Raw genomic sequence first — 20,033 nt, 5'->3', positions numbered from 1 at the left:
CGCCCCGCGGGGGGGGGGTGGGGCGGCGCCGCGGGGTCGCCCCCCCCCCCCCCCCCCCCGCGGGGGGGGGGGGGCCCCCCCCCCCCCCCCCCGCTCCTACAGGTGTTCCTGTAGTGGGGGCCGAGTCAGCCGACCACGTCGCTGCGATGTTGCTGCAGGGTCGTAGGGTAGGCCGGGCGGCGATCCGCTTCAGCGTAGTAGGGTGGGCTTCAGCCCACCAAGTTGTGATCTCGCAATTCAGCAGCTTTGGCCGGGGGCATACCGCTTCAGTCCAACAGGAGTTGTGGTCTGGTGGCCGGCGCGATCAGCCGCGGGCCTCACGCCAACTTCATCACCACCACGCCAGCCGCGATCACCGCGCACGCCACTAGGCGAATCGGTCGCAACCTCTCCTTGAGCAACACCACCCCCAGCAGCACGGCGAATACCACGCTGGTCTCGCGCAAGGCCGAAACCAATGCCACCGGTGCCTGGGTCATGGCCCAGATGACGATGGTGTAGGCTGCCATCGACATCGCCCCGCCAGCCAGCCCGCCACGCCAGTGCGGGCCCAGCTGCAGAAAGGCGCGCGGCCCGCGGCTGATGGCTAATACCGCTGCCATCACCACGCCGTTGACAGTGAACAGCCACAGCGAATAGCTCAGTGCATCGCCATTGCTGCGTGCGCCCACGGCATCGCTGAGGGTGTAGCCGGCGATGAACAACGCCGTCATCAATGCACAGAACAGCATCGCTCCTTGCGGCGCCTGGTGTTGGCCGCCGCGCAGCGCCATCAGCCAGATGCCCAGCACCAGTACCAGCAAGCCCAGCAACTGCAAGGCGCCAAGCCCGTCGTGCAACAGCAGCAGTGAGAGCAGGGCGACCATCAGCGGCGAGCTGCCCCGCGCAATGGGGTAGACCTGGCCCAGGTCGCCGTACTGGTAGGCGCGGGCGAGAAAGAAGTTGTAGCCGATATGCAGCAGCGCCGACAGCGCGATCCATGGCCAGGCCGAGGCCTGTGGCAGCGCCACCAGCGGCAGGGCGCAGAGCGCCACCAGGCCGGCACCGATCTGGATCAGCGTGGCGGTGAGGAAGCGATCCAGACCAATCTTGAGCAGGGCGTTCCAGCCGGCATGCAGGACAGCGGCGGCGATGACGGCGAGAAAGACCGTGGTTTCCAAGGCGGGCCTCGAAGGCAGGCGGTTGTCGAAGAAATAGAGCAGGAGCAGTGCGGATAGCGCTCGGCTCGAAGTGATGTGGCTGAGGTGCAGTGTCGGTCGTCAGTTTGCCGCAAGCTCGATTTTCGGGCAAAAACCATTACAGCGTGATGGCAGCACAGTGGCGCAACAATGCCTATGATTCAACGCAAGGCGATGGATCACCCCCGCGACGCTGAACGAAAGGGCAGCAAACCCTTGCCCTCGACAACTAGAAAACAGCCCGCCCGTGCATGGCTTGGAGAACTAAGGCGATGACCCCGCCTAGACTGTCGATTGACGCGCATGATGCCGTCGTTAGACGCCCTCGAATCGCAACACCTTTGAACCTGCTGATCGTTCTGGCGAGCGTATTCGTTGCCGTTGTCTGGTTGATCACCCTGCAACGCATCGCCTTCGAGCGTGAGCAGGCGCTGGCCGCAGAAATGGAGGCCAACTCCAGCCTGGCCATCGCCTTCGAGCAGCAGGTGTTTCGCGCGCTGAAGGCGGCCGAGCAGGTGGCGGCCTTCGTGCGCGAGCAGTACCGCCGGCAGGGCGAGGCCATCGACCTGCGCCGCTGGGTCGAGGAGGGCGTGATCCGCGAGGAGATGTTCACCATCGTCAGCGTGGTGGACGAGCATGGCGATATCGTTAGCAGTAGCCAGGACACTGGCCCGGTCAACTACGCCGACCGCGAGTTCTTCACCGCGCAGCGCGATGCCCGTATCGATCACCTGTTCATCAATCAGCCAGTACTCGGGCGGGTTTCCGGGCGCTGGTTGATACCCATGTCGCTGCGTATCGAGCATGCTGACGGTAGCTTCGCTGGCGTCGTGGTGATGGCCGTGCGTCCAGAGGATGTCACGCGTTTCTTCCAGCAGGTCGATCTGGGACCGCAGGGGCTATTGGAACTCGCCGGCCTCGACGGCGTGGTGCGTGCACGCAAAGTCGGCGCACGCAGCGAATTTGGCCTGGGTGCCGAGTCGTTGGCCTGGTTCCAGCGGCAAAAGCTGCACGAAGCCGACGATTTCTATGACAGTGGCGAGGCGCTCGATGGCATCGCCCGTATCGTCAGCTACCGCACCATGAGTGATTATCCACTGATGATTACCGTGGCCACCGCCTACGACGAGGAGATGGCCACCACCATGCAACGGCGCTCCACCTACCTGATGGCCGCGGTTGGCGTCACTTTGGTGGTGATGCTGTTCGTTGGCCTGCTGGCGCTGATGCTGGTCCGCCAGCGCGCGGCCACCGATGCCCTGCAAGGCAGCGAAGCGCTGTTTCGCGCCACCTTCCACCAGGCGGCCATGGGTATCGCCCACATCAGCCCTGATGGCCAGATACTGCGGGTCAACGACACGTTCGCGCGCATGCTGGGGCGCCCCGCCGGGGCGCTGCTAGGCGTCAATATTTTCGACCTTAGCGACGCCGAAGTGGCCAGCGCAGCGCGCAGCTTTCTGAGCGCACAACTGGTCAGCGAGGCACGCACACTTTCCCCGGAAATCGAGAAGACCTATCGGCGCGAATCTGGCTCGCTGATCTGGGTCTGCGAGGCCTCGAGCGTCGTACGCAACCGCTATGGTCACCCGGAGTTCCTGGTGTTGGTCACACAGGACATCACCGAGCGCAAGCATCTGGAGGCGCGCCTTTGTCATTACGCCGAGCATGACGCCCTCACCGGGTTGGCCAACCGCGTCAGGTTCCACCAGCGGCTCGATCAGGCACTGGCGTCTGCGTGCGACCAGCAGGAGCTATGCGCCGTGCTCTATATCGACCTGGATGGATTCAAGGAAATCAACGACCGCCAAGGTCATTCGGCCGGCGATGGCCTGCTGCAGATGGCCGCCAGGCGGCTCGAGGGATGTGTGCGCAGCACGGACACGGTAGCGCGCTTCGGCGGTGATGAGTTCGGCATCGTCCTCGCCAGCTTGCACAGCAGTCAGGATTGTGAGGCCGTGGCGCTCAAGGTGCTGGATGTTCTGGCGCGTCCATTCGACCTGGATGGTAGCGTGGTGCGGATATCGGCTAGTGTCGGCGCCGCTCTGTTTCCGCTGCACGGTGAAAGCGGTCAGGACCTGCTCAAACGTGCGGACCAGGCCATGTACGCGGCCAAGCACGCGGGCAAGAATCGCTTTCACAGCGCTGACGAATAGGGCTGATGATGGCTTGAGCAGCCATCTACGGATCTTCGCCTGAGTACCTGTGACGGCTACTGGTCCGCGACAGGCTGAGTCGAAACGCCCTGTTCGCCAGCCACCAGCAGCTGCCTGCGCCATTTCCACTCCAGCATGCCCAAGCCTGCGACGAACGCAGCCTCGCCGAGCACATGGCAAAGCCCCGGTAGCGTCATGAGCGGGGCAAAGGTCGCAGCGATACCAAGGCATGCCAGCGCCCAGAGTCCGTTGGCCACTGCCAGCAGCTTGATCAGCGCTTCGGCGCGCCGCACACGAATCGCCAGCGAAAAGGAAAAGCAGGAATAGGCGATATTGACCGCGCCGATGAAGCTCAGCAGCTCGCGGGGCAGGGCATACCACTCGCTCAACCAGGCGGCGAACGACAGCACGAGAACTCCCGCGACTGCTGCGGCCATGCAGTCCAGCCAAAGGATATGCCTGATCATTCGCATGGGGCTCGTCTCAAACGCTACGCCGCTTTTGCACGGTGAGCAGGTACAGCAGGGTAAAGGCGATCACCAGCAGATCCAGGGCGACGGCGGGCGCGGCCTTGCTCAGGTAGTCCTGGCCATGGATCAGCAACAGCGACACGAAGATGGCCTTGCTCAGCGCGGCAATGACGGCACAGGGAACCCGATGCTTCGGGCTCAGCGCGCCATAGATCAGCAGCACGCCCATCAACCCGATCAGCGCCGACCAACTGCGAACGACCAAGGATTGCAACTGCCCGTCGAAGGATGCGCCAAACATCGACTGCAGCGCCTCCTGCGGGGCGAACAGGCCGTAGAACATGGTCGCTGTGAAAACGCCAGATAGCAGCATCAGCCATCTGAAATTGCGTGCAATGAAGTCCATCGATGTTTACGTCCTTGTTGATACGAGCGGGTGGAGCATAGCGTCAAAGCGAAGACGTTGGACGCAGCCAGGCTGGAGATTCATGTTGCCCCAGCAACCTGTGCGCCATTTCATCCAGGCAACCATATCCTTGAAGAGGTCTCGACGCTGTGCGCTCGCGCTGCTGGTTCAGGCTGGGGCCGGTGCAGCCATTGAGTCTATTGGTTTGGGTGAACAGACGCTCGATGAGCGAGCAGGGTGAGCAGCATTGGCTGGTACTTGGCTAGTGTGTCGTCTGGCGCCTGATACAGGTGCAGTGGCTGGTCAAGAAGTTGCGCGATCTGTTAGTCAAAAGCTCGTAAAACAAGCTGTAACCTGCATATCTTCTGGGTTCTTGGTGGTTTTGAAAAAGTGCTTTTCAGTCACAATTCATGCTTTATACTCGGCCTTCGGCTGCAGCAAGAACGCGAATCGCTTGACCTGCTCCATGCTCGATTGCCGGGGGTGGCGAACGCTGAGAAGAACGTTTTTACCGAGCCGTCAAAGCGCCTTCGGGACAATAAAAACATAGCGAGTTTGGAGAAGTTGGTAATGGCAGATCGTGAGACGGGAACCGTCAAATGGTTCAATGATTCCAAGGGTTACGGGTTCATTCAGCGCGAAAGCGGCCCGGACGTATTCGTTCACTACCGCGCTATTCGTGGCGACGGCCACCGCACCCTGGTCGAAGGCCAGAAGGTCGAGTTCGGTGTGACCCAGGGCCAGAAAGGCCTGCAGGCGGAAGACGTCTCCGCGGTCTGAGCTCCAGCTCGACATACAACAAGGCCCGTCGATGACGGGCCTTGTTGTTTATGGCGTTCGTTGAATATGAACGCACGGGTGGCGCAGACCTGTAGCCCGGATGTAATCCGGGGAAATGGACTGGGTTCCCCCGGATTACATCCGGCTACTGGCGAAGATAATGACCCCACGCAGCCTTGCGTAGGAGCCCCGCCCCGGGGCGAAGCTATATTAGGTGGTGCCGCCTAGATTCGCGGCGGGGCGCCGCTCCTACAGATTTACTGCTGCGCCAAGCGGCCACTTTTTATTCAGTACGCCAGACGATCTCGGTTTCACCATCGGCGTCGACCTTGATCCAGCGATCAGCTTCCTCATCCCTTTCATCTTCTACCCAGGTGCCCGGTGCGCAGCGCACTTGCACGCCGAGCGCGGCATGGGCGGCGCGGGCGCAGGCCAGGTCGTCGGCCCAGGGCGTGGCGTCGCTTTCCAGATACAGGCTGTGCCATTTGCCCACGGCTTTCGGCAGCCAGGTCACCGGCACGTCACCGGCCTTGCATTTGAAGGTCTGGCCTTTCTGCTGCCAGTCGCTGCATGGGCCAAGGGCTTCACCCAGCCATTGCGCCACGGCGTCACGTTCGGCGTCTTTCAGGTAGATCTCGATATCAGGTTGGCGCATGGCTTTCAGTCCTGAGAGCGTGGGCTCTGGGTTTTGGTGATCCAATCGTAGCGGATTGAAACGGTGACATCGAAGGGCTCGGCGATCACCGCTTCGCGACGTTCGGCACTGGCGCGCCAGCCGTGAGGGGTCATGGCCAGCAGGTCGGCGCGAGCCTGTGCTTCGGCCAGATGCAGCGGGAATTCGAGGGTCTCGCTGTGGGCCAAGTACATGCCGGGCGGAATCAGCGCCAGGTGCTTCTCGTCGTCGTAGTCACGGACTTCGTCGTACAGCTTTTGCCGCAGCTCCATCAGGTGGCCACGGGTTGGGCCCATACGCAGCAGGCCGCCACCGGGGGCGAGCAGGCGTTTGGCCTCGTTCCAGTCGAGTGGGCTGAAGACGCTGGCGAGCAGGCTGCAACTGGCATCGGCCAAGGGCACGCGGGCCATGCTCGCCACCAGCCAGTTCAACTGCGGAGCACGTTTGCACGCGCGTTTGACCGCCTCACGAGAGATGTCCAGGGCATAACCGTCGGCGGCGGGCAGGCCACGGGCGATCTGTTCCGTGTAGTAACCCTCGCCACAACCGATATCCAGCCAGCGCACCGGCTTGTAGTCGGCAGCCAGTGCGGCCAGGCGAGCAGCCAGCGGCGCGTAGTGGCCTGTGTCGAGAAAACACCGGCGAGCCTCGACCATGGCGGCATTGTCGCCGGGGTCGCGACTGTTCTTGTGTTGCACCGGCAGCAGGTTGTAGTACCCCTGGCGAGCGCGGTCGAAGCTGTGCCGGTTGCTGCAGATCAGGCCGCTGTCACTCGGCTCCAGCGATGTCTGGCAGATGGGGCAGATCAGGCTCATGCCAGCAACTTCACCATGGTCTGGTAGTAAACCTCGGTGAGCAGGTCGAGATCGCTGGCCAGTACACGCTCGTTGATCTGGTGGATGGTGGCGTTGACCGGGCCGAGTTCGACCACCTGGGTGCCCAGGGTGGCGATGAAGCGCCCGTCGGAGGTGCCGCCAGAGGTCGATGGAGTGGTGGCGCGGCCGGTGACGGCCTTGATGCTGGCGGCCACGGCGTCCAGCAGATCGCCCGGCTGGGTAAGGAAGGGCAGGCCGGACAGCGCCCACTCCAGGTGGTAGTCCAGACCATGCTTGTCGAGGATGGTGGTGACGCGCTGCTGCAGTTCTTCGACGGTGGATTCGGTGGAGAAGCGGAAGTTGAACACCGCTTTCAGCTCGCCGGGGATGACGTTGGTCGCACCGGTACCGGAATTGAGGTTGGACACCTGGAAGCTGGTCGGCGGGAAGTAGTCGTTACCGTGATCCCAGTGCTCGGCGGCCAGTTCGGCCAGTGCGGGAGCGGCCAGATGAATCGGGTTCTTCGCCAGGTGCGGGTAGGCGACGTGGCCTTGCTTGCCGTACACGGTCAGGGTGCAACCGAGCGAGCCGCGGCGGCCATTCTTGACCACGTCACCGAGCAGGGTGGTGCTCGACGGTTCGCCGACGATGCACCAGTCCAGGCGCTCGCTGCGCTCGCGCAGGCGCTCGACCACGGCTTTGGTACCGTGCTGGGCCGGGCCTTCTTCATCACTGGTGATGAGAAAGCTGATGGCGCCCTTATGCTTCGGGTAGTCGGCGACGAAACGCTCCACGGCGATGATCATGCTCGCCAGGCTGCCTTTCATGTCCGCTGCGCCACGGCCGCAGAGCATGCCGTCTTCATCCACGCGCACATCGAACGGCTGGTACTGCCAGGCGTCCAGCGGGCCGGTTGGCACCACATCGGTGTGGCCGGCGAAGCACAGTACCGGGCCGTCACCCCCGCGCTTGGCCCAGAAATTCTCCACCTCTTCGATACGCATGTGCTCGACCTCGAAGCCGCAGGCGGCCAGGCGGCGCATCATCAGCTCCTGGCAGCCTTCGTCGACCGGGGTCACGGACGGGCGGCGGATCAGGTCGAAGGCGAGGTCCAAGGTCGGGGTGAGGGGGGCGGTCATGATGGCTCCGGTACGACAGCTAGCGTGAAGGCTGGCCATCTTAAAGCAAAAGTCGTTACCGATCAGGTGATAAGGCGCGCCGTACGGCATCTTCGCCATAAAAGCGGCCTGCTGCGACTGGCCGACGGCTGACCTGCATGGCGGGCTTGGGTGGGCAGGTGGCTATCTCTATAATGCGCCGCTTCGTTCAGGGCACCTCTAAAAACTACCTGCGTTGCCATCGCTGCGTTAAAAACAGGCTCAAAATGCTCATTTACAGCACGTAAACTGCGCTTTTTCGCCTGTTTTTGCCTTGCACAGGCTGCCTCGCTTACGTTTTTAGAGGCGCCCTTCAGGGGGTGAGATGAGTACAGACGATCAACGCTTCGGCGGTATAGCCCGGCTCTACGGCCAGGAAGGCTATCAACGCCTGGCGGCCGCGCATGTGGCGGTAGTCGGCATCGGCGGTGTCGGCTCCTGGGCGGCCGAGGCGCTGGCGCGCTCGGGCGTGGGCGAGATCTCCCTGTTCGACCTGGACGACGTCTGCATTACCAACACCAATCGCCAGGTGCACGCCGTCGAAGGTGCGGTAGGCAAGGCCAAGGTCGATGAGATGGCCGCGCGCATCTGCGCCATCAACCCGGCCTGCGTGGTGCATGCGGTGGCGGATTTCGTCACCCGCGAAACCATGGCCGAGTACATTACCGAGCAGCTCGACGGGGTCATCGATTGCATCGACAGCGTGCCGGCCAAGGCGGCGCTGATCGCCTGGTGCAAGCGGCGCAAGATTCAGATCGTTACTACCGGTGGGGCAGGCGGGCAGGTCGACCCGACGCAGATTCAGGTCACCGACCTGAACAAGACCTTCAACGATCCGCTGGCGGCCAAGGTGCGCAGCCTGTTGCGTCGCGATTACGGTTTCTCTCGTACACCGGGACGCACCTACAGCGTGCCCTGCGTGTTTTCCACCGAGCAGCTGCGCTATCCCAAGCCGGACGGCACGGTCTGCCAGGCCAAAGGCTTCGTCGGAGAAGGCGTGCGCCTTGACTGCGCCGGCGGCTTCGGTGCGGTGATGATGGTCACCGCCAGCTTCGGTATGGCTGCAGCGGCCAAACTGGTGGACAAGCTGGTGGCTGGCACACGCCGCCCGGCGGAGCGTCTGCCCAAGGCTTGAAAAATCCCCGGCCATGCTTCGTTTGACTATGCTGGGGCGAGATGGGAGAGGTTGCCGTAACTGACAGGGAGACGTCGTAGATGATTCGTATCAGAGGTGATTTGTGTCGTACCTGTTTTGTAGCGTCTCTCTGAAAAGACGCTGGGCACGGATGTTCGCCTCCCTGGCGTTGCCTTTGTTGTGGGTGGCGATGGGACCGGTTCAGGCTGAACCTAAGAAGTTGTTTATCGGTACCGGCGACTGGGCGCCTTACGTCGATCAGGAGCGTAGTGACGGTGGTGCTCTGGCGCGTCTGATCAGCGCTGTCTTTGCAGAGGCGGGCTACCAGGTCGAGTACGTCTTTCGTCCCTGGGACCGCAATGTGCTGATGCTGCAGCAGGGGCAGTTGCACGCGATCATGCCCTACAGTTGTACGCCCAGCCGGCTCAACTATGGGATTTGTAGCGACACGCTGGTGCGCGGAGAGATCGTCCTGTTCCATCGTCGCGAGCAGGCGTTCGACTGGACCACGGTCGAGGATTTACTGAGCTACCGCATTGGCACGACTCTGGGTTACTCCTACGGCCCGGCGTTCGATGCAGCGTTGCAGGCCGGTCGGCTCAACGTCGAGCAAAATGGCAAGGAAGACACCAGCTTCCGTCTGCTTGAACTGGGGCGCATCGACTTGCACCCGCAGGATCGTGCGGTGGGTTACGCCATGTTGCGCCGGCTGTTTCCAAAAGACGGCGGTAACATCATTCACCATCCGCGTCAGCTCAATACAGAGCCTTTGCGCCTGTTGTTTCGCAAGGACGATCCGGAAAGTGTCATGCTGTTGCGCAAGTTCAATGCCGGGCTGCGAGAGTTCGCCAATCGTGGTGATCTGCAGCGACTGCAGCAGGCACTCAACTCCGGCGATCCCGATGACTGGAAACCCAGCCAGTCAACTCCGCTGGCGCGAGATTGAACGGCACTCGCCGAATTCCGTTCTCAAGAGTCTTTTGCATGCTCAATAACGATGTACTGCGCAGCCTGCGCTATCTGTTAGACGTCAGCGACGCCAAGCTGGAAGAACTCTGCCGGTTGGCGGATTATCCCGTCGAGCCGGGTTTGATCTCGGCCTGTCTGTTGCACGAGGACGAGCCAGGCTATCGCTCGTGCAACGATGTGCTGCTGGCGCACGTGCTCGAAGGGCTGGTGTTCCACAAGCGTGGCAAGGACGACAGCCGGCCGCGCTTGCCGGTGGAAAAGCGCCTGACCAACAACCTGATCCTGAAGAAGCTGCGCGTGGCCTTCGAGCTGCGTGACGATGATATTCAGTCCATTCTGCAAGCGGCTGACCTGCCGATGACCAAGACCGAGCTCAGCGCATTGTTCCGGGCGCCGGGTCACAAGCATTTTCGCGAGTGCGGCGACCAGATTCTGCGCAATTTCCTGCGGGGTTTGACCTTGCGTGAGCGGGGCTGAGCCTCGCTGTACAATGCCTAGATGATTTCGGTGGTTGACCGCTGCCGGCGGCGCGGGATCAGCAATATGCCCAAGGCTACCCCCAGAAAGCTGGTCAACAGATCCCCAGTGATGGCGCCTACGCTGTCCCAGCCAGTCTCAGGCAATATGCAGTCGTAGCTGACGCTGGTGAGCGCACCGAATTGCAACGGTTGCTGATCCAGGGGTTGTCCCAGATTGCACTGCGGGATGGCGGCCCAGTCATCATGGATGCGCTGCGTTTCTTCTGGGCTGCATAGATTGCTATAGAAACTGATGCTGCCCAGGGCGATCAAGCCGAATGCGACCAAGCCGCTGGTGACGAGACGCCGATTCGGAGCCATCAGCGCCAGGCAAATCCCGGCAAGCAGACCGGACAAAAGCAGGATCAAGATGAAGGGGTGCATTGGCAGCACCTCGTAAACAGCGTCCGGCAGAAATGCCAGCATTGCTCCAAGAAACTGGGGGCCGAAGTAAACCACGGCGATGCTGAGCAGGGCGGCTAGCCCTACGCGGATAAAAATAGGCATGACTCGCTCCATGAGTTCGAGGGCCGCGAGCATACATCATCGATGCCGGGCGAGACCGAACCAGCTTCTAGCTTTCTTGCGCCAGTTCTCGCATACGCTGCAGCACCGCATTGAGCCCATTGCTGCGTGACGGCGAGAGCTGCCGTTGCAGGCCCAATTGTTCAAACCAGTCGACCAGGTCGAGCGCCGCCAGTTTGTTACCGCTAAGGCCATCGACCCGCGCCAGCAATACGGCAAGCAGGCCGCGTAGCAGACGGGCGTCGCTATTGGCGCGAAAGTGCAGATGTTCACCGCTGCGCTCGGCGATCAGCCAGACCAGGCTCTCGCAGCCATGCACACGGTGCTCGTCGACCCGCTCGGCGTCGCTCAATGGCGCCAGGCGTTCACCCCATTGCATCAGCAGGCGCGCGCGCTGTTCCCAGCCGGGGCAGGCGGCAAAGGCTGCCAGTGCTTCCTGAGCAGCGACTGGCAGGCTCATGGCGAGAGACTCCCGTAGCATGTAGGAGCGGCTTCAGCCGCGATGGACCGGGTGTAGATATTCGCGGCTGAAGCCACTCCTGCAACGAGCAATTGGCGGCATTTCATCGCAGCAGTTCCAGGGCGTTATCCAGGGCGCTGAAGAAGCGCTGCAGGTCCTCGCCGTCGTTGTACAGGCCGAGCGACACGCGAATCGCACCATTCAGGCCGAGGCCTTTCATCAGCGGCATGGCGCAGTGATGCCCGGCGCGCACGGCGATACCCTGTTCGCTGAGCAGGTGCGCCAGGTCGGCGTTATGCACGCCATCGACACAAAAGCTGGCCAGGGCCAATTGGGGTTGCCCCAGCAGGCGAACACCGTCACGCGCCTGCAGGCCGGTCAGCAGCTCGGCATGCAGAGCTGCTTCGTGGCAGGCGACGGCAGCATGATCCAGGCCGTTCAGCCAGTTCAGTGCGGCGCCCAGCGCGATGACCGCAGAAACCGCTGGTGTGCCAGCCTCGAAACCCAGTGGAGCTGGGCGAAAGCGCGCCTCATGGTAGTCGGCATCGAGCACCATCTCGCCGCCGAATTGCCAGTGCTGCAATTGGCCCAACGCTTCGCGGCGGCCATATAGCAGGCCGACGCCATCCGGGCCGTAGAGCTTGTGCGACGAGCAGACGTAGAAGTCGCAGCCCAGCGCTTGCAGGTCATGGCGACCATGCACCGCGCCCTGAGCGCCGTCGACCACAGTGAGGGCGCCTTGCGTGCGCGCCAGTGCCAGCAGCTCGTCCAGCGGCTGCCAGCGACCCAGTACGTTGGACAGTTGCGAGACTGCCAGCAGGCGGGTGCGCGGGCCGATCAGCCGGGCCGCTTGTTGGAGGTCGATGCTGCCGGCGTCATCGAGCGGAAGGACCATCAGTTCCAGGCCGCGACGCTTGGCCAGTTGCTGCCAGGGCAGCAGGTTGGCGTGGTGTTCCAGTGCGCTGATGACGATCTGCTCGCCCGGCTGCAGCAAGTGCTCCAGGCCGTAGGCCAGCAGGTTCAATGATTCGGTGGTGCCGCGGGTAAAGATGATCTCCTCGGCGCTGGCCGCATTCAGCCACTGCGCCGCCTGGCTGCGTGTCGCCTCAAAGGCACGGGTGGCGCGCTCGCCTGGCAGATGCTGGGCGCGATGCACGTTGGCCACGCCGCTGGCCAGGTAGCCGAGCAAAGCGTCCAGCACCGCCTGCGGTTTTTGCGCAGTGGCGGCGCTGTCCAGGTAGGTCTGGCCTTCGGCTGCGAGGGCGAGAATGCCGGGAAAGTCGGCACGCCAGGGGGAGATCAGTGACATGGATGCTTCCAGAGATCATCCGGCGGTTAAAAGCTGGGTCTAACGTGTAGCGAGCGACGGCCAGACAAGGCGCAATAAGGCGAGGAACGGTCGGAGTCGCGGGCGACTTTACTGATCTGAATGACCGATCCGAGCCTTATTGCAACGCAGTATGGGCTAGCGCAGCAGCGTTAAACCAACTTTTCAGTTGTGGGCGTGCAGGGCTTCGTTCAGCTCGATAGCCGACTTGTGGGTCTTGCACTCCACGGCGCCGGTCAGCGAGTTGCGACGGAACAGCAGATCCGGCTGGCCAGCCAGGTCGCGTGCCTTGACCACCTTGACCAGGGCGTTGCCCTCGTCGAGCAGGTTCACCTTGGTGCCGGCAGTGATGTACAGGCCAGCTTCGACGGTGTTGCGGTCACCCAGCGGGATGCCGATACCGGCGTTGGCACCGATCAGGCAGCCTTCGCCGACGCTGATGATGATGTTGCCGCCACCGGACAGGGTGCCCATGGTCGAGCAGCCGCCGCCCAGGTCCGAACCCTTGCCGACGAATACGCCAGCGGAAACGCGGCCTTCGATCATGCCCGGGCCTTCGGTGCCGCCGTTGAAGTTGACGAAGCCTTCGTGCATCACGGTGGTGCCTTCGCCGATATAGGCGCCCAGGCGCACACGGGCGCTGTCGGCGATACGCACACCGGCCGGTACCACGTAGTCGGTCATTTTCGGGAACTTGTCCACCGAGAATACTTCCAGCAGCTCGCCCTTCAGGCGCGCTTCCAGTTGACGCTCGGCCAGCTCGTTCAGGTCGACAGCGCCCTGGCTGGTCCAGGCCACGTTGGGCAGCAGCGGGAAGATGCCGGCCAGGCTCAGGCCGTGCGGCTTGACCAGGCGATGCGACAGCAGGTGCAGCTTGAGGTAGGCCTCCGGGGTGCTGGTCAGGGCGGCGTCTTCAGCCAGGAAGGTGGCGACCAGCGGATTGTGGCTTTCGGCCAGGCGGGTCAGCAGCGCCGCTTGAGCGGCGTCCACACCTTTCAGGGCTTCGGCCAGATCGGCGGCTTGCGCAGTGGTAAAGGTGATAGCCTGGTTGCCGCCTTGATAGCCGAGCTTCTCGGCGGCCTTGGCCACCAGCTCGCTGGCCGGGTTGAGCAGCGGCAGGGCGTAGAAGACTTCCAGCCAGTTGCCCTGGCGGTTCTGGGTGCCAACACCAAAGGCGATGCTGTAAAGGGAGGTGCTCATTAAGATGGGTTCCTTGCAACGAAATCGGGTGAGAGTGATCAGGCCAGCGCGGCTTGGTAATTATCCGGCTTGAAGCCGACCAGGGTCTTGTCGCCCAGGTCGAGTACCGGACGCTTGATCATCGATGGCTGGGCCAGCATCAGTTCGATGGCCTTGGCTTGGTCGAGATCGGCTTTCTGCGCGTCGTCCAGCTTGCGGAAGGTGGTGCCAGCACGGTTCAGGATGGTCTGCCAGCCATGCTCGTTGCACCACTTTTCCAGGTTTGCACGGTCGATTCCGACGCTCTTGTAGTCGTGAAAGGCATAGTCGACCTGGTGTTCATCGAGCCAGGTTCTGGCCTTTTTCATCGTGTCGCAGGCCTTGATGCCATACAGGACGTAACTCATTGATCTTCCTCTGATGAGTGGCGTGCCGGAAGGTCCGGTAAATACGGCGGGCCATTATGCCACGTCGTGTCCCTGCATGGCGGTGGCTGTCGCTGCGATGTGTTACGGCGCTAGAATCACGGCCTCCCGCTCGTTCCCGCCGGTTCCACGCCATGCAATTGCTCTACACCATTCTGACCATGTTGCTGGTGGTCAGTGGCACCCGCATTACCGCCCAGTTCATTCCCCTGCCGTTGCCGCTGCTGCAGATCCTGATCGGCGCGCTGCTGGCGATTCCCGTGCTGGGGCTGCATGTGCGGCTCGATCCCGAGTTGTTTCTGCTGTTGTTCATCCCGCCGTTGCTGTTCGTCGATGGCTGGCGCATGCCCAAGGGGCAGTTTCGCCAGTTGCGCACACCGATCCTGCTACTGGCCTTCGCACTGGTGTTCTTCACCATCCTCGGCGCTGGCCACTTCATCCACTGGCTGTTGCCGCAGGTGCCGCTGGCTGCCTGCTTCGCCCTGGCAGCCGTGCTGTCTCCGACCGATGCGGTGGCTGTGGCGGCGATCACCCACGGCCGTTTGCCGAGCACCTTGAACAACCTGCTGCAGGGCGAAGCGCTGATGAACGATGCCTCTGGCCTGGTGGCGTTCAAGTTCGCGGTGGCTGCGACCCTCACCGGCGTGTTCTCGATCACCGATGCCAGCCTGCAGTTCGTGCTGGTGGCCTTTGGCGGCCTGGCCATCGGTGTCGCGCTCAGTTACCTGTTGGGGCGTCTGCGCGCCTGGATGATCGCTCGCGGCTGGGAAGATCCGGCGCCGCACGTGTTGCTGCTTCTGCTGCTGCCGTTCGCCGCTTATGTGGCGGCCGAGCACCTGGGGTTGTCCGGCATTCTGTCGGCAGTCGCGGCAGGGATGATGCAGAGCCGTCTCGATCTGCTGCCGCGGCAAACGTCCACGCGCATGCTCAATCGCAGTGTCTGGGCCTTGCTGGAGTTCACCTTCAACGGCTTGATCTTCCTGCTGCTGGGCTTGCAGTTACCCGACATCCTCAATGCGGCATTGGGCGAGCACGCAGCGTCCTGGTCGTTCGCCCTGGAAGCGGCCGGCATGGTGCTGGCGATCTATGCGGTGCTCATGCTGCTGCGCTTCGTCTGGGTCTACAGCTACTGGCGGGTGTCCGGTGCGGTACGTCGCCTGCGTGGAGAGCCGACGCGTTTTGCCGGGCAATCGCGGGTCGCCCTGAGTGCGGTGCTGACGTTAGGCGGGGTACGCGGTGCGGTGACGCTGGCGGGGGTGATGTCGCTGCCGTTGCTGCTCAACAACGGGCAGGCGTTTCCGCAGCGCGATCTGCTGATTCTGATCGCTGCCGGGGTGATCCTGCTGTCGCTGCTGGTGGCCAGCGTGGCCTTGCCGCGCCTCCTGCCGCGGCTGCCGCAGGACAACGCCGCCCTGCGCGAGCGTGAACTCAATCGCCACCGTGCGCTGATGCTGGAGTCGGCGATTCGCTACCTGGAGTCCGAAGATGAGCGCGCGGCCGATGCCGAGGGCGCGATCACCTCGGTGGAGGTGAAAGCGCGGCTGATGAGCGAGTACCGTGATCTGCTGGAGCGCGCCCATGATGGCGACGAAGCACGCGAGCAGCAGCGTGAAGTGGATCGCCTGGAGTACCGCTTGCGCCTGCAGGCGCTGCGCACCCAGCGGCTGGAGCTGTATCGCATGCGCAAGGACAATGAACTGGATGACGATATGCTGACCGAGATCCTGCGCGATCTGGATATCGCCGAGGCGCGCCTGCACAAGAGTTGAGTCACAGATAGGCGTAGCCCGGATGCAATCCCGGAGGCCTTGGGCGGGCTATCCCCGGATTGCATCCGGGCTACGGGCTTAGAGGCTCGCGGCTAAAACCCCTCCTCCAAATCAATTCGCTGTGGGCGGGGCTTTAGCCGCGACTGCTGCTGACGTCGCTCAGGCGCCGCGAATGAAGCGGGCGATGCGCTCGGCGGCTTCGATGCACTCGGCCAGTGGTGCAACCAGCGCCATGCGTACACGGCCGGCGCCAGGGTTGACGCCGTTCACTTCGCGCGACAGGTACGAGCCCGGCACTACGGTGACATGCTCGCTGGCGAATAGGTCGCGGGTGAACAGGGTGTCGTCACCCGGGGTGCGTGCCCATAGGTAGAAGCCTCCATCCGGACGCTGCACGTCCATCACCGGGGCGAGGATGTCCAGCACGGCAGCGAACTTCTCGCGGTACATATCGCGGTTGGTGCGTACGTGCGCTTCGTCGTTCCAGGCGGCAACGCTGGCCAGCTGGGTTTGTACCGACATGGCGCAGCCGTGGTAGGTGCGGTACAGCAAGAAGTGCTTGAGGATGCTGGCGTCACCGGCGACGAAGCCCGAGCGCAGCCCCGGCAGGTTGGAGCGCTTGGACAGGCTGTGGAACACCACGCAGCGGGCGAAATCGCTGCGGCCCAGTTCGGCGCAGGCGCTGAGCAGGCCGGGCGGTGGTGCGTCTTCATCGAAATACAGCTCGCTGTAGCACTCGTCGGCGGCGATGACGAAGTCGTGCTCGTCAGCCAGGGCGATCAGTTTCTTCAGCGTCTCGACCGGGATCAGTGCACCCGTGGGGTTGCCCGGCGAGCAGAGGAACAGGATCTGGCAGCGCTTCCAGGTCTCGGCCGGCACGGCATCGAAGTCCGGGTTGAAGCCATGGGCTTCCAGGCACGGCAGGTAGTGTGGCTCGGCATCGGCGAGGAAGGCCGCACCTTCGTAGATCTGATAGAAGGGATTAGGGCTGATCACCAGACCCTTGGCGTTGCGGTCGACCACCGCCTGGGTGAAGGCGAACAGCGCTTCGCGCGTGCCATTGACCGGCAGCACGTGGCGCGCAGCATCCAGCCAGCCGCCGGGCACGCCGAAACGGCGCTCGCACCAGGTGGCGATGCTCTGGCGCAGCTCTGGCAGGCCGAGCGTGGTCGGGTAGACGGCGAGCTTGTCGAGGTTGGCGGTCAGCGCCTGGCCGACAAAGTCCGGCGAACGATGCTTGGGTTCGCCTATAGACAAGGCAATCGGACGCTTGTCGGCGGCCGGTTGTACGCTGCCGAGCAGTTCGCGCAGTTTCTCGAAGGGGTAGGGCTGGAGCTGGTCGAGGGCTGGATTCATCGTTATCTCGTGTACGTCGGAAAGCGGGGCGGCTCGATCAAATGTTTATCTGCAGACTCTGCGGCTGAATGCTCGGCTCTGACAGGCGGCGGACGATGGTTTCCTGCAGGCGCGCGCAGAGCTCGGGGTCGGACAGCGGCTGGTTGTTGGCGTCGGTGACGAAGAACACGTCCTCGACGCGCTCGCCCAGGGTGGCGATCTTGGCGTTCTGCAGCGACAGGTCGTATTCGAGGAAGATGCGCCCGATCCGCGCCAGCAGGCCGGGGCGGTCCGGTGCGGTCAGCTCGAGGATGGTCACCGGACGCTGCGCGTCGTTGTGGATGGTCACCTGTGGGGCGAAGGCGAAATGCTTGAGCTGGCGCGGTACGCGGCGCTGAATGATGGTAGGGTAGTCGTCCGGGTTTTTCAGCGCCTCGATCAGGCCTTCACGAATCTGCTGGATACGCGCCGGGTTGTTGCCGATGGAACCGCCATCGGCATCCAGTACCACGTAGGTGTCGAGGGTGAACTGGCTGGTGGAGGTGATGATCCGCGCGTCGTGAATGTTCAGGTTGAGCTGGCTCATTGCGGCCACGGTCACGGCGAAGAAGTCATGCTGGTCCGGCGCGTAGATGAAGATCTGCGTGCCGCCCTCGAATTCGCGCTGGGTGGTTTCCTTCATCAATACCAGCGGGCCGCCATCGTTGGGGTGCTGGAGAATGGCGTCGGTGTGCCAGGCCACGTCAGTGGCGGTGTGACGCAGGAAGTAGTCGTCGCCGAGCTGGCTCCACAGCTGTTCAGCGTCGTCCGGGTCGGTGCCGCCGCGTACCAGGGTGTCCAGGGCTGCGCTTTGCGTCTGGCGAATCTGCTCTTCACGGTCCAGCGGGTTTTCCAGGCCGCGGCGCAGGGCGCGCTTGGTCTCGGTGTAGAGCTGGCGTAGCAGGCTGGCGCGCCAGGAGTTCCACAGGCTGGGGTTAGTGGCGTTGATATCGGCCACTGTCAGTACGTAGAGGTAGTCCAAGTGAGTCTGGTCGCCGACGAACTGGGCGAAGTCGTGGATCACCTGCGGGTCGGAGAGGTCCTTGCGCTGCGCAGTGGTGGACATCACCAGGTGGTGCTGCACCAGCCAGACGACCAGTGCACTATCCCAGGCCGGCAGATGATGGCGGCGGGCGAAGGCCTCGGCGTCCACTGCGCCCAGTTCCGAATGGTCGCCGCCACGGCCCTTGCCGATATCGTGATACAGGCCGGCGAGGTAGATCAGTTCCGGCTTGGGCAGCTTGTCGATCAGTTTGCTGGCCAGCGGGAATTTCTCCGCAAGTTCCGGCCAGCGGAACTTGCGCAGGTGCTTGATCAGGTTGAGCGTGTGCGCGTCGACCGTATAGATGTGGAACAGGTCGTGCTGCATCTGCCCGACGATATGGCCAAACTCCGGCAGGTAACGGCCAAGAATGCCGTAGCGGTTCATCCGTCGCAGGTTGCGGTGAATACCTTCCCTGCACTTGAACAGTTCGATGAACAGGCTGGTGTTGCGGATATCCTTGCGGAACTCGTCGTCGATCAGGTGGCGGCTGTCGCGCAGCAGGCGAATGCTGTCGGCGCGTACACCTTTGATTTCCGGGTGCTGCGCCATCAGCACGAAGATCTCGATGATGGCGAAGGGCGTGCGTTTGAACACGTTCGGGTGGGTGACTTCGATGTAGCGGTCGCGCACCTGGAAGCGGCTGTTCAGCGGTGTGGCCGGGCTGCTTTCGCCGGTGCGCAGGATGACTTCCTCGAAGTGCTGGTTGATCAGGTCCGACAGTTCGGAAATCCCCATCACCACGCGGTAGTACTTCTGCATGAAGTGTTCGATGCTGCGTTTGCCTTCTCCGTCCTTATAGCCGAACAGGGCGGCGATCTTCACCTGGTAATCGAACAGCAAACGGTCTTCGGCGCGTCCGGCGAGCATGTGCAGGGCGTAGCGCACCTTCCACAAGAATTCCTGGCTGGAGGAGAGCAGGGCGTATTCGCTTTCCAGTAGAAAGCCGTGGCCGACCAGGGCTTGCAGGTTGAGCGTGCCGAACTGACGGCGCGCGACCCAGAGCACGGTCTGGATGTCGCGCAGGCCGCCCGGCGAGCCTTTGACATTGGGTTCGAGGTTGTACTCGGTGTCGTTGTACTTGCCGTGTCGCGCCTTGCGTTCTTCGCGCTTGGCCAGATAGAAGTGCTTGCTCGGCCACATGGCGTCGGTGCTGGTCACCTGCTGCATGCGCTGGCGCAGGTGTTCCGGGCCGGCGATGGTGCGGCTTTCCATCAGGTTGGTGATCACCGTCAGGTCGGCGCGTGCCTCCTCGGCGCATTCGTCGACCGAGCGCACGCTCTGGCCGACCTCCAGGCCGATGTCCCAGAGCAGGGTGAGAAAGCCCTCGATGGGCTCGCGGAAGATTTCGTGGTCGCTGCTGTCGAGCAGGATCAGCAGGTCGATGTCCGAATAGGGGTGCAACTCGCCACGACCGTAGCCGCCGACCGCCAGCAGGGCGATGTCGGCGTCCTCGCTCCAGGTGAAGCGCTTCCAGGCTTCCTGCAGGATCTGATCGACGAACCAGGCGCGATCTTCGACCAGGCGGCGAATGTCGCGGCCGTCGCGAAAGCGCGCATCGAGCACTTCATGCGCACCGCGGATGGCCTTCTTGAATGCGGCGATGGGGCTGGATTTTAACGCCAGCTCGGCCTGGAACTGACCGCGGTCAAACAGTTCGGGGTCCATCTGCGGCATG

19 protein-coding genes are annotated in these 20,033 nt (G+C 62.9%); 6 read left to right on the top strand and 13 right to left on the bottom strand.

What is annotated here, in order from left to right:
• Window positions 1-317: 317 nt before the first annotated feature.
• Window positions 318-1,160, bottom strand: coding sequence for an EamA family transporter (locus EGJ86_RS18160; RefSeq protein WP_125836066.1), 843 nt, complete (start codon window positions 1,158-1,160; stop codon window positions 318-320).
• Window positions 1,161-1,519: 359 nt separating this feature from the next.
• Here EGJ86_RS18160 and EGJ86_RS18155 point away from each other — a divergent pair, with 359 nt between their 5' ends.
• Window positions 1,520-3,331 carry a sensor domain-containing diguanylate cyclase gene (locus EGJ86_RS18155; protein WP_125836065.1) on the top strand — a complete coding sequence of 604 codons (1,812 nt, stop codon included), beginning with the start codon at window positions 1,520-1,522 and terminating at the stop codon, window positions 3,329-3,331.
• A gap of 56 nt (window positions 3,332-3,387) precedes the next feature.
• Here EGJ86_RS18155 and EGJ86_RS18150 read toward each other — a convergent pair whose 3' ends face one another.
• Both EGJ86_RS18150 and EGJ86_RS18145 read right to left on the bottom strand, forming a co-directional pair.
• Window positions 3,388-3,741 carry a hypothetical protein gene (locus EGJ86_RS18150; protein ID WP_256672472.1) on the bottom strand — a complete coding sequence of 118 codons (354 nt, stop codon included), beginning with the start codon at window positions 3,739-3,741 and terminating at the stop codon, window positions 3,388-3,390.
• Window positions 3,742-3,814: 73 nt separating this feature from the next.
• A complete protein-coding gene (locus EGJ86_RS18145; RefSeq protein WP_125836063.1) occupies window positions 3,815-4,207 on the bottom strand; it encodes a hypothetical protein in 393 nt (130 codons plus the stop codon).
• Window positions 4,208-4,777: 570 nt separating this feature from the next.
• On the opposite strand from EGJ86_RS18145, the gene EGJ86_RS18140 reads away from it, so the two are divergent.
• Window positions 4,778-4,987 (top strand): cold-shock protein, encoded by a 210-nt coding sequence (locus EGJ86_RS18140; RefSeq protein WP_004423973.1) that lies wholly within the window; start codon window positions 4,778-4,780, stop codon window positions 4,985-4,987.
• A gap of 283 nt (window positions 4,988-5,270) precedes the next feature.
• On the opposite strand, the gene EGJ86_RS18135 is transcribed toward EGJ86_RS18140, so the two are convergent.
• Genes EGJ86_RS18135 through dapE form a run of 3 tightly spaced genes read right to left on the bottom strand, consistent with a single transcriptional unit; the run spans window position 5,271 to window position 7,614 of the window.
• Window positions 5,271-5,642, bottom strand: coding sequence for a hypothetical protein (locus EGJ86_RS18135; RefSeq protein WP_125836062.1), 372 nt, complete (start codon window positions 5,640-5,642; stop codon window positions 5,271-5,273).
• Window positions 5,643-5,647: 5 nt separating this feature from the next.
• Entirely contained in the window at window positions 5,648-6,475 is an 828-nt protein-coding gene (locus EGJ86_RS18130; protein WP_125836061.1) for a putative RNA methyltransferase, read from the bottom strand.
• Complete coding sequence (gene dapE / locus EGJ86_RS18125; RefSeq protein WP_125836060.1) at window positions 6,472-7,614, bottom strand: succinyl-diaminopimelate desuccinylase; 1,143 nt, start codon at window positions 7,612-7,614, stop codon at window positions 6,472-6,474. Before dapE ends, EGJ86_RS18130 begins: the two co-directional genes overlap by 4 nt.
• Window positions 7,615-7,957: 343 nt before the next feature.
• Between dapE and tcdA the strand changes: the two genes are divergently transcribed.
• The 3 genes from tcdA to EGJ86_RS18105 all read left to right on the top strand — a co-directional run bounded on the left by tcdA (window position 7,958) and on the right by EGJ86_RS18105 (window position 10,213).
• Window positions 7,958-8,767 carry a tRNA cyclic N6-threonylcarbamoyladenosine(37) synthase TcdA gene (gene tcdA, locus EGJ86_RS18115; RefSeq protein WP_125836059.1) on the top strand — a complete coding sequence of 270 codons (810 nt, stop codon included), beginning with the start codon at window positions 7,958-7,960 and terminating at the stop codon, window positions 8,765-8,767.
• Window positions 8,768-8,918: 151 nt separating this feature from the next.
• Entirely contained in the window at window positions 8,919-9,713 is a 795-nt protein-coding gene (locus EGJ86_RS18110) for an ABC transporter substrate-binding protein (protein WP_125836058.1), read from the top strand.
• Between the two features lie 38 nt (window positions 9,714-9,751).
• On the top strand, window positions 9,752-10,213 hold the full coding sequence (locus EGJ86_RS18105; RefSeq protein ID WP_125836057.1) for a DUF1456 family protein: 462 nt from the start codon (window positions 9,752-9,754) through the stop codon (window positions 10,211-10,213).
• Window positions 10,214-10,230: 17 nt separating this feature from the next.
• On the opposite strand, the gene EGJ86_RS18100 is transcribed toward EGJ86_RS18105, so the two are convergent.
• The 5 genes from EGJ86_RS18100 to EGJ86_RS18080 form a co-directional block, all read right to left on the bottom strand.
• Window positions 10,231-10,761, bottom strand: a complete 531-nt coding sequence (locus EGJ86_RS18100) for a hypothetical protein (protein ID WP_125836056.1) — start codon at window positions 10,759-10,761, stop codon at window positions 10,231-10,233.
• Window positions 10,762-10,828: 67 nt separating this feature from the next.
• Window positions 10,829-11,239, bottom strand: coding sequence for a SufE family protein (locus EGJ86_RS18095; RefSeq protein ID WP_125836055.1), 411 nt, complete (start codon window positions 11,237-11,239; stop codon window positions 10,829-10,831).
• A gap of 103 nt (window positions 11,240-11,342) precedes the next feature.
• Window positions 11,343-12,548, bottom strand: coding sequence for an aminotransferase class V-fold PLP-dependent enzyme (locus EGJ86_RS18090; RefSeq protein WP_125836054.1), 1,206 nt, complete (start codon window positions 12,546-12,548; stop codon window positions 11,343-11,345).
• Window positions 12,549-12,731: 183 nt separating this feature from the next.
• Window positions 12,732-13,766, bottom strand: a complete 1,035-nt coding sequence (dapD, locus tag EGJ86_RS18085) for a 2,3,4,5-tetrahydropyridine-2,6-dicarboxylate N-succinyltransferase (RefSeq protein WP_099523500.1) — start codon at window positions 13,764-13,766, stop codon at window positions 12,732-12,734.
• Window positions 13,767-13,804: 38 nt separating this feature from the next.
• Window positions 13,805-14,152, bottom strand: coding sequence for an ArsC family reductase (locus EGJ86_RS18080; RefSeq protein ID WP_099523498.1), 348 nt, complete (start codon window positions 14,150-14,152; stop codon window positions 13,805-13,807).
• Window positions 14,153-14,304: 152 nt separating this feature from the next.
• Between EGJ86_RS18080 and EGJ86_RS18075 the strand changes: the two genes are divergently transcribed.
• Window positions 14,305-15,939, top strand: coding sequence for a Na+/H+ antiporter (locus tag EGJ86_RS18075; RefSeq protein WP_106734962.1), 1,635 nt, complete (start codon window positions 14,305-14,307; stop codon window positions 15,937-15,939).
• 159 nt (window positions 15,940-16,098) lie between these two features.
• Here EGJ86_RS18075 and dapC read toward each other — a convergent pair whose 3' ends face one another.
• Entirely contained in the window at window positions 16,099-17,295 is a 1,197-nt protein-coding gene (gene dapC / locus EGJ86_RS18070; protein WP_125836053.1) for a succinyldiaminopimelate transaminase, read from the bottom strand.
• Between the two features lie 37 nt (window positions 17,296-17,332).
• Complete coding sequence (locus EGJ86_RS18065; protein WP_125836052.1) at window positions 17,333-20,032, bottom strand: [protein-PII] uridylyltransferase; 2,700 nt, start codon at window positions 20,030-20,032, stop codon at window positions 17,333-17,335.
• Window position 20,033: the final 1 nt, after the last annotated feature.

This window comes from Pseudomonas sp. o96-267 (genome assembly GCF_003935465.1).
GTDB lineage: Bacteria > Pseudomonadota > Gammaproteobacteria > Pseudomonadales > Pseudomonadaceae > Aquipseudomonas > Aquipseudomonas sediminis.
The sequence above is the reverse complement of the archived record's forward strand: the minus strand, read 5'-3'. Positions and strand labels throughout refer to the sequence as shown.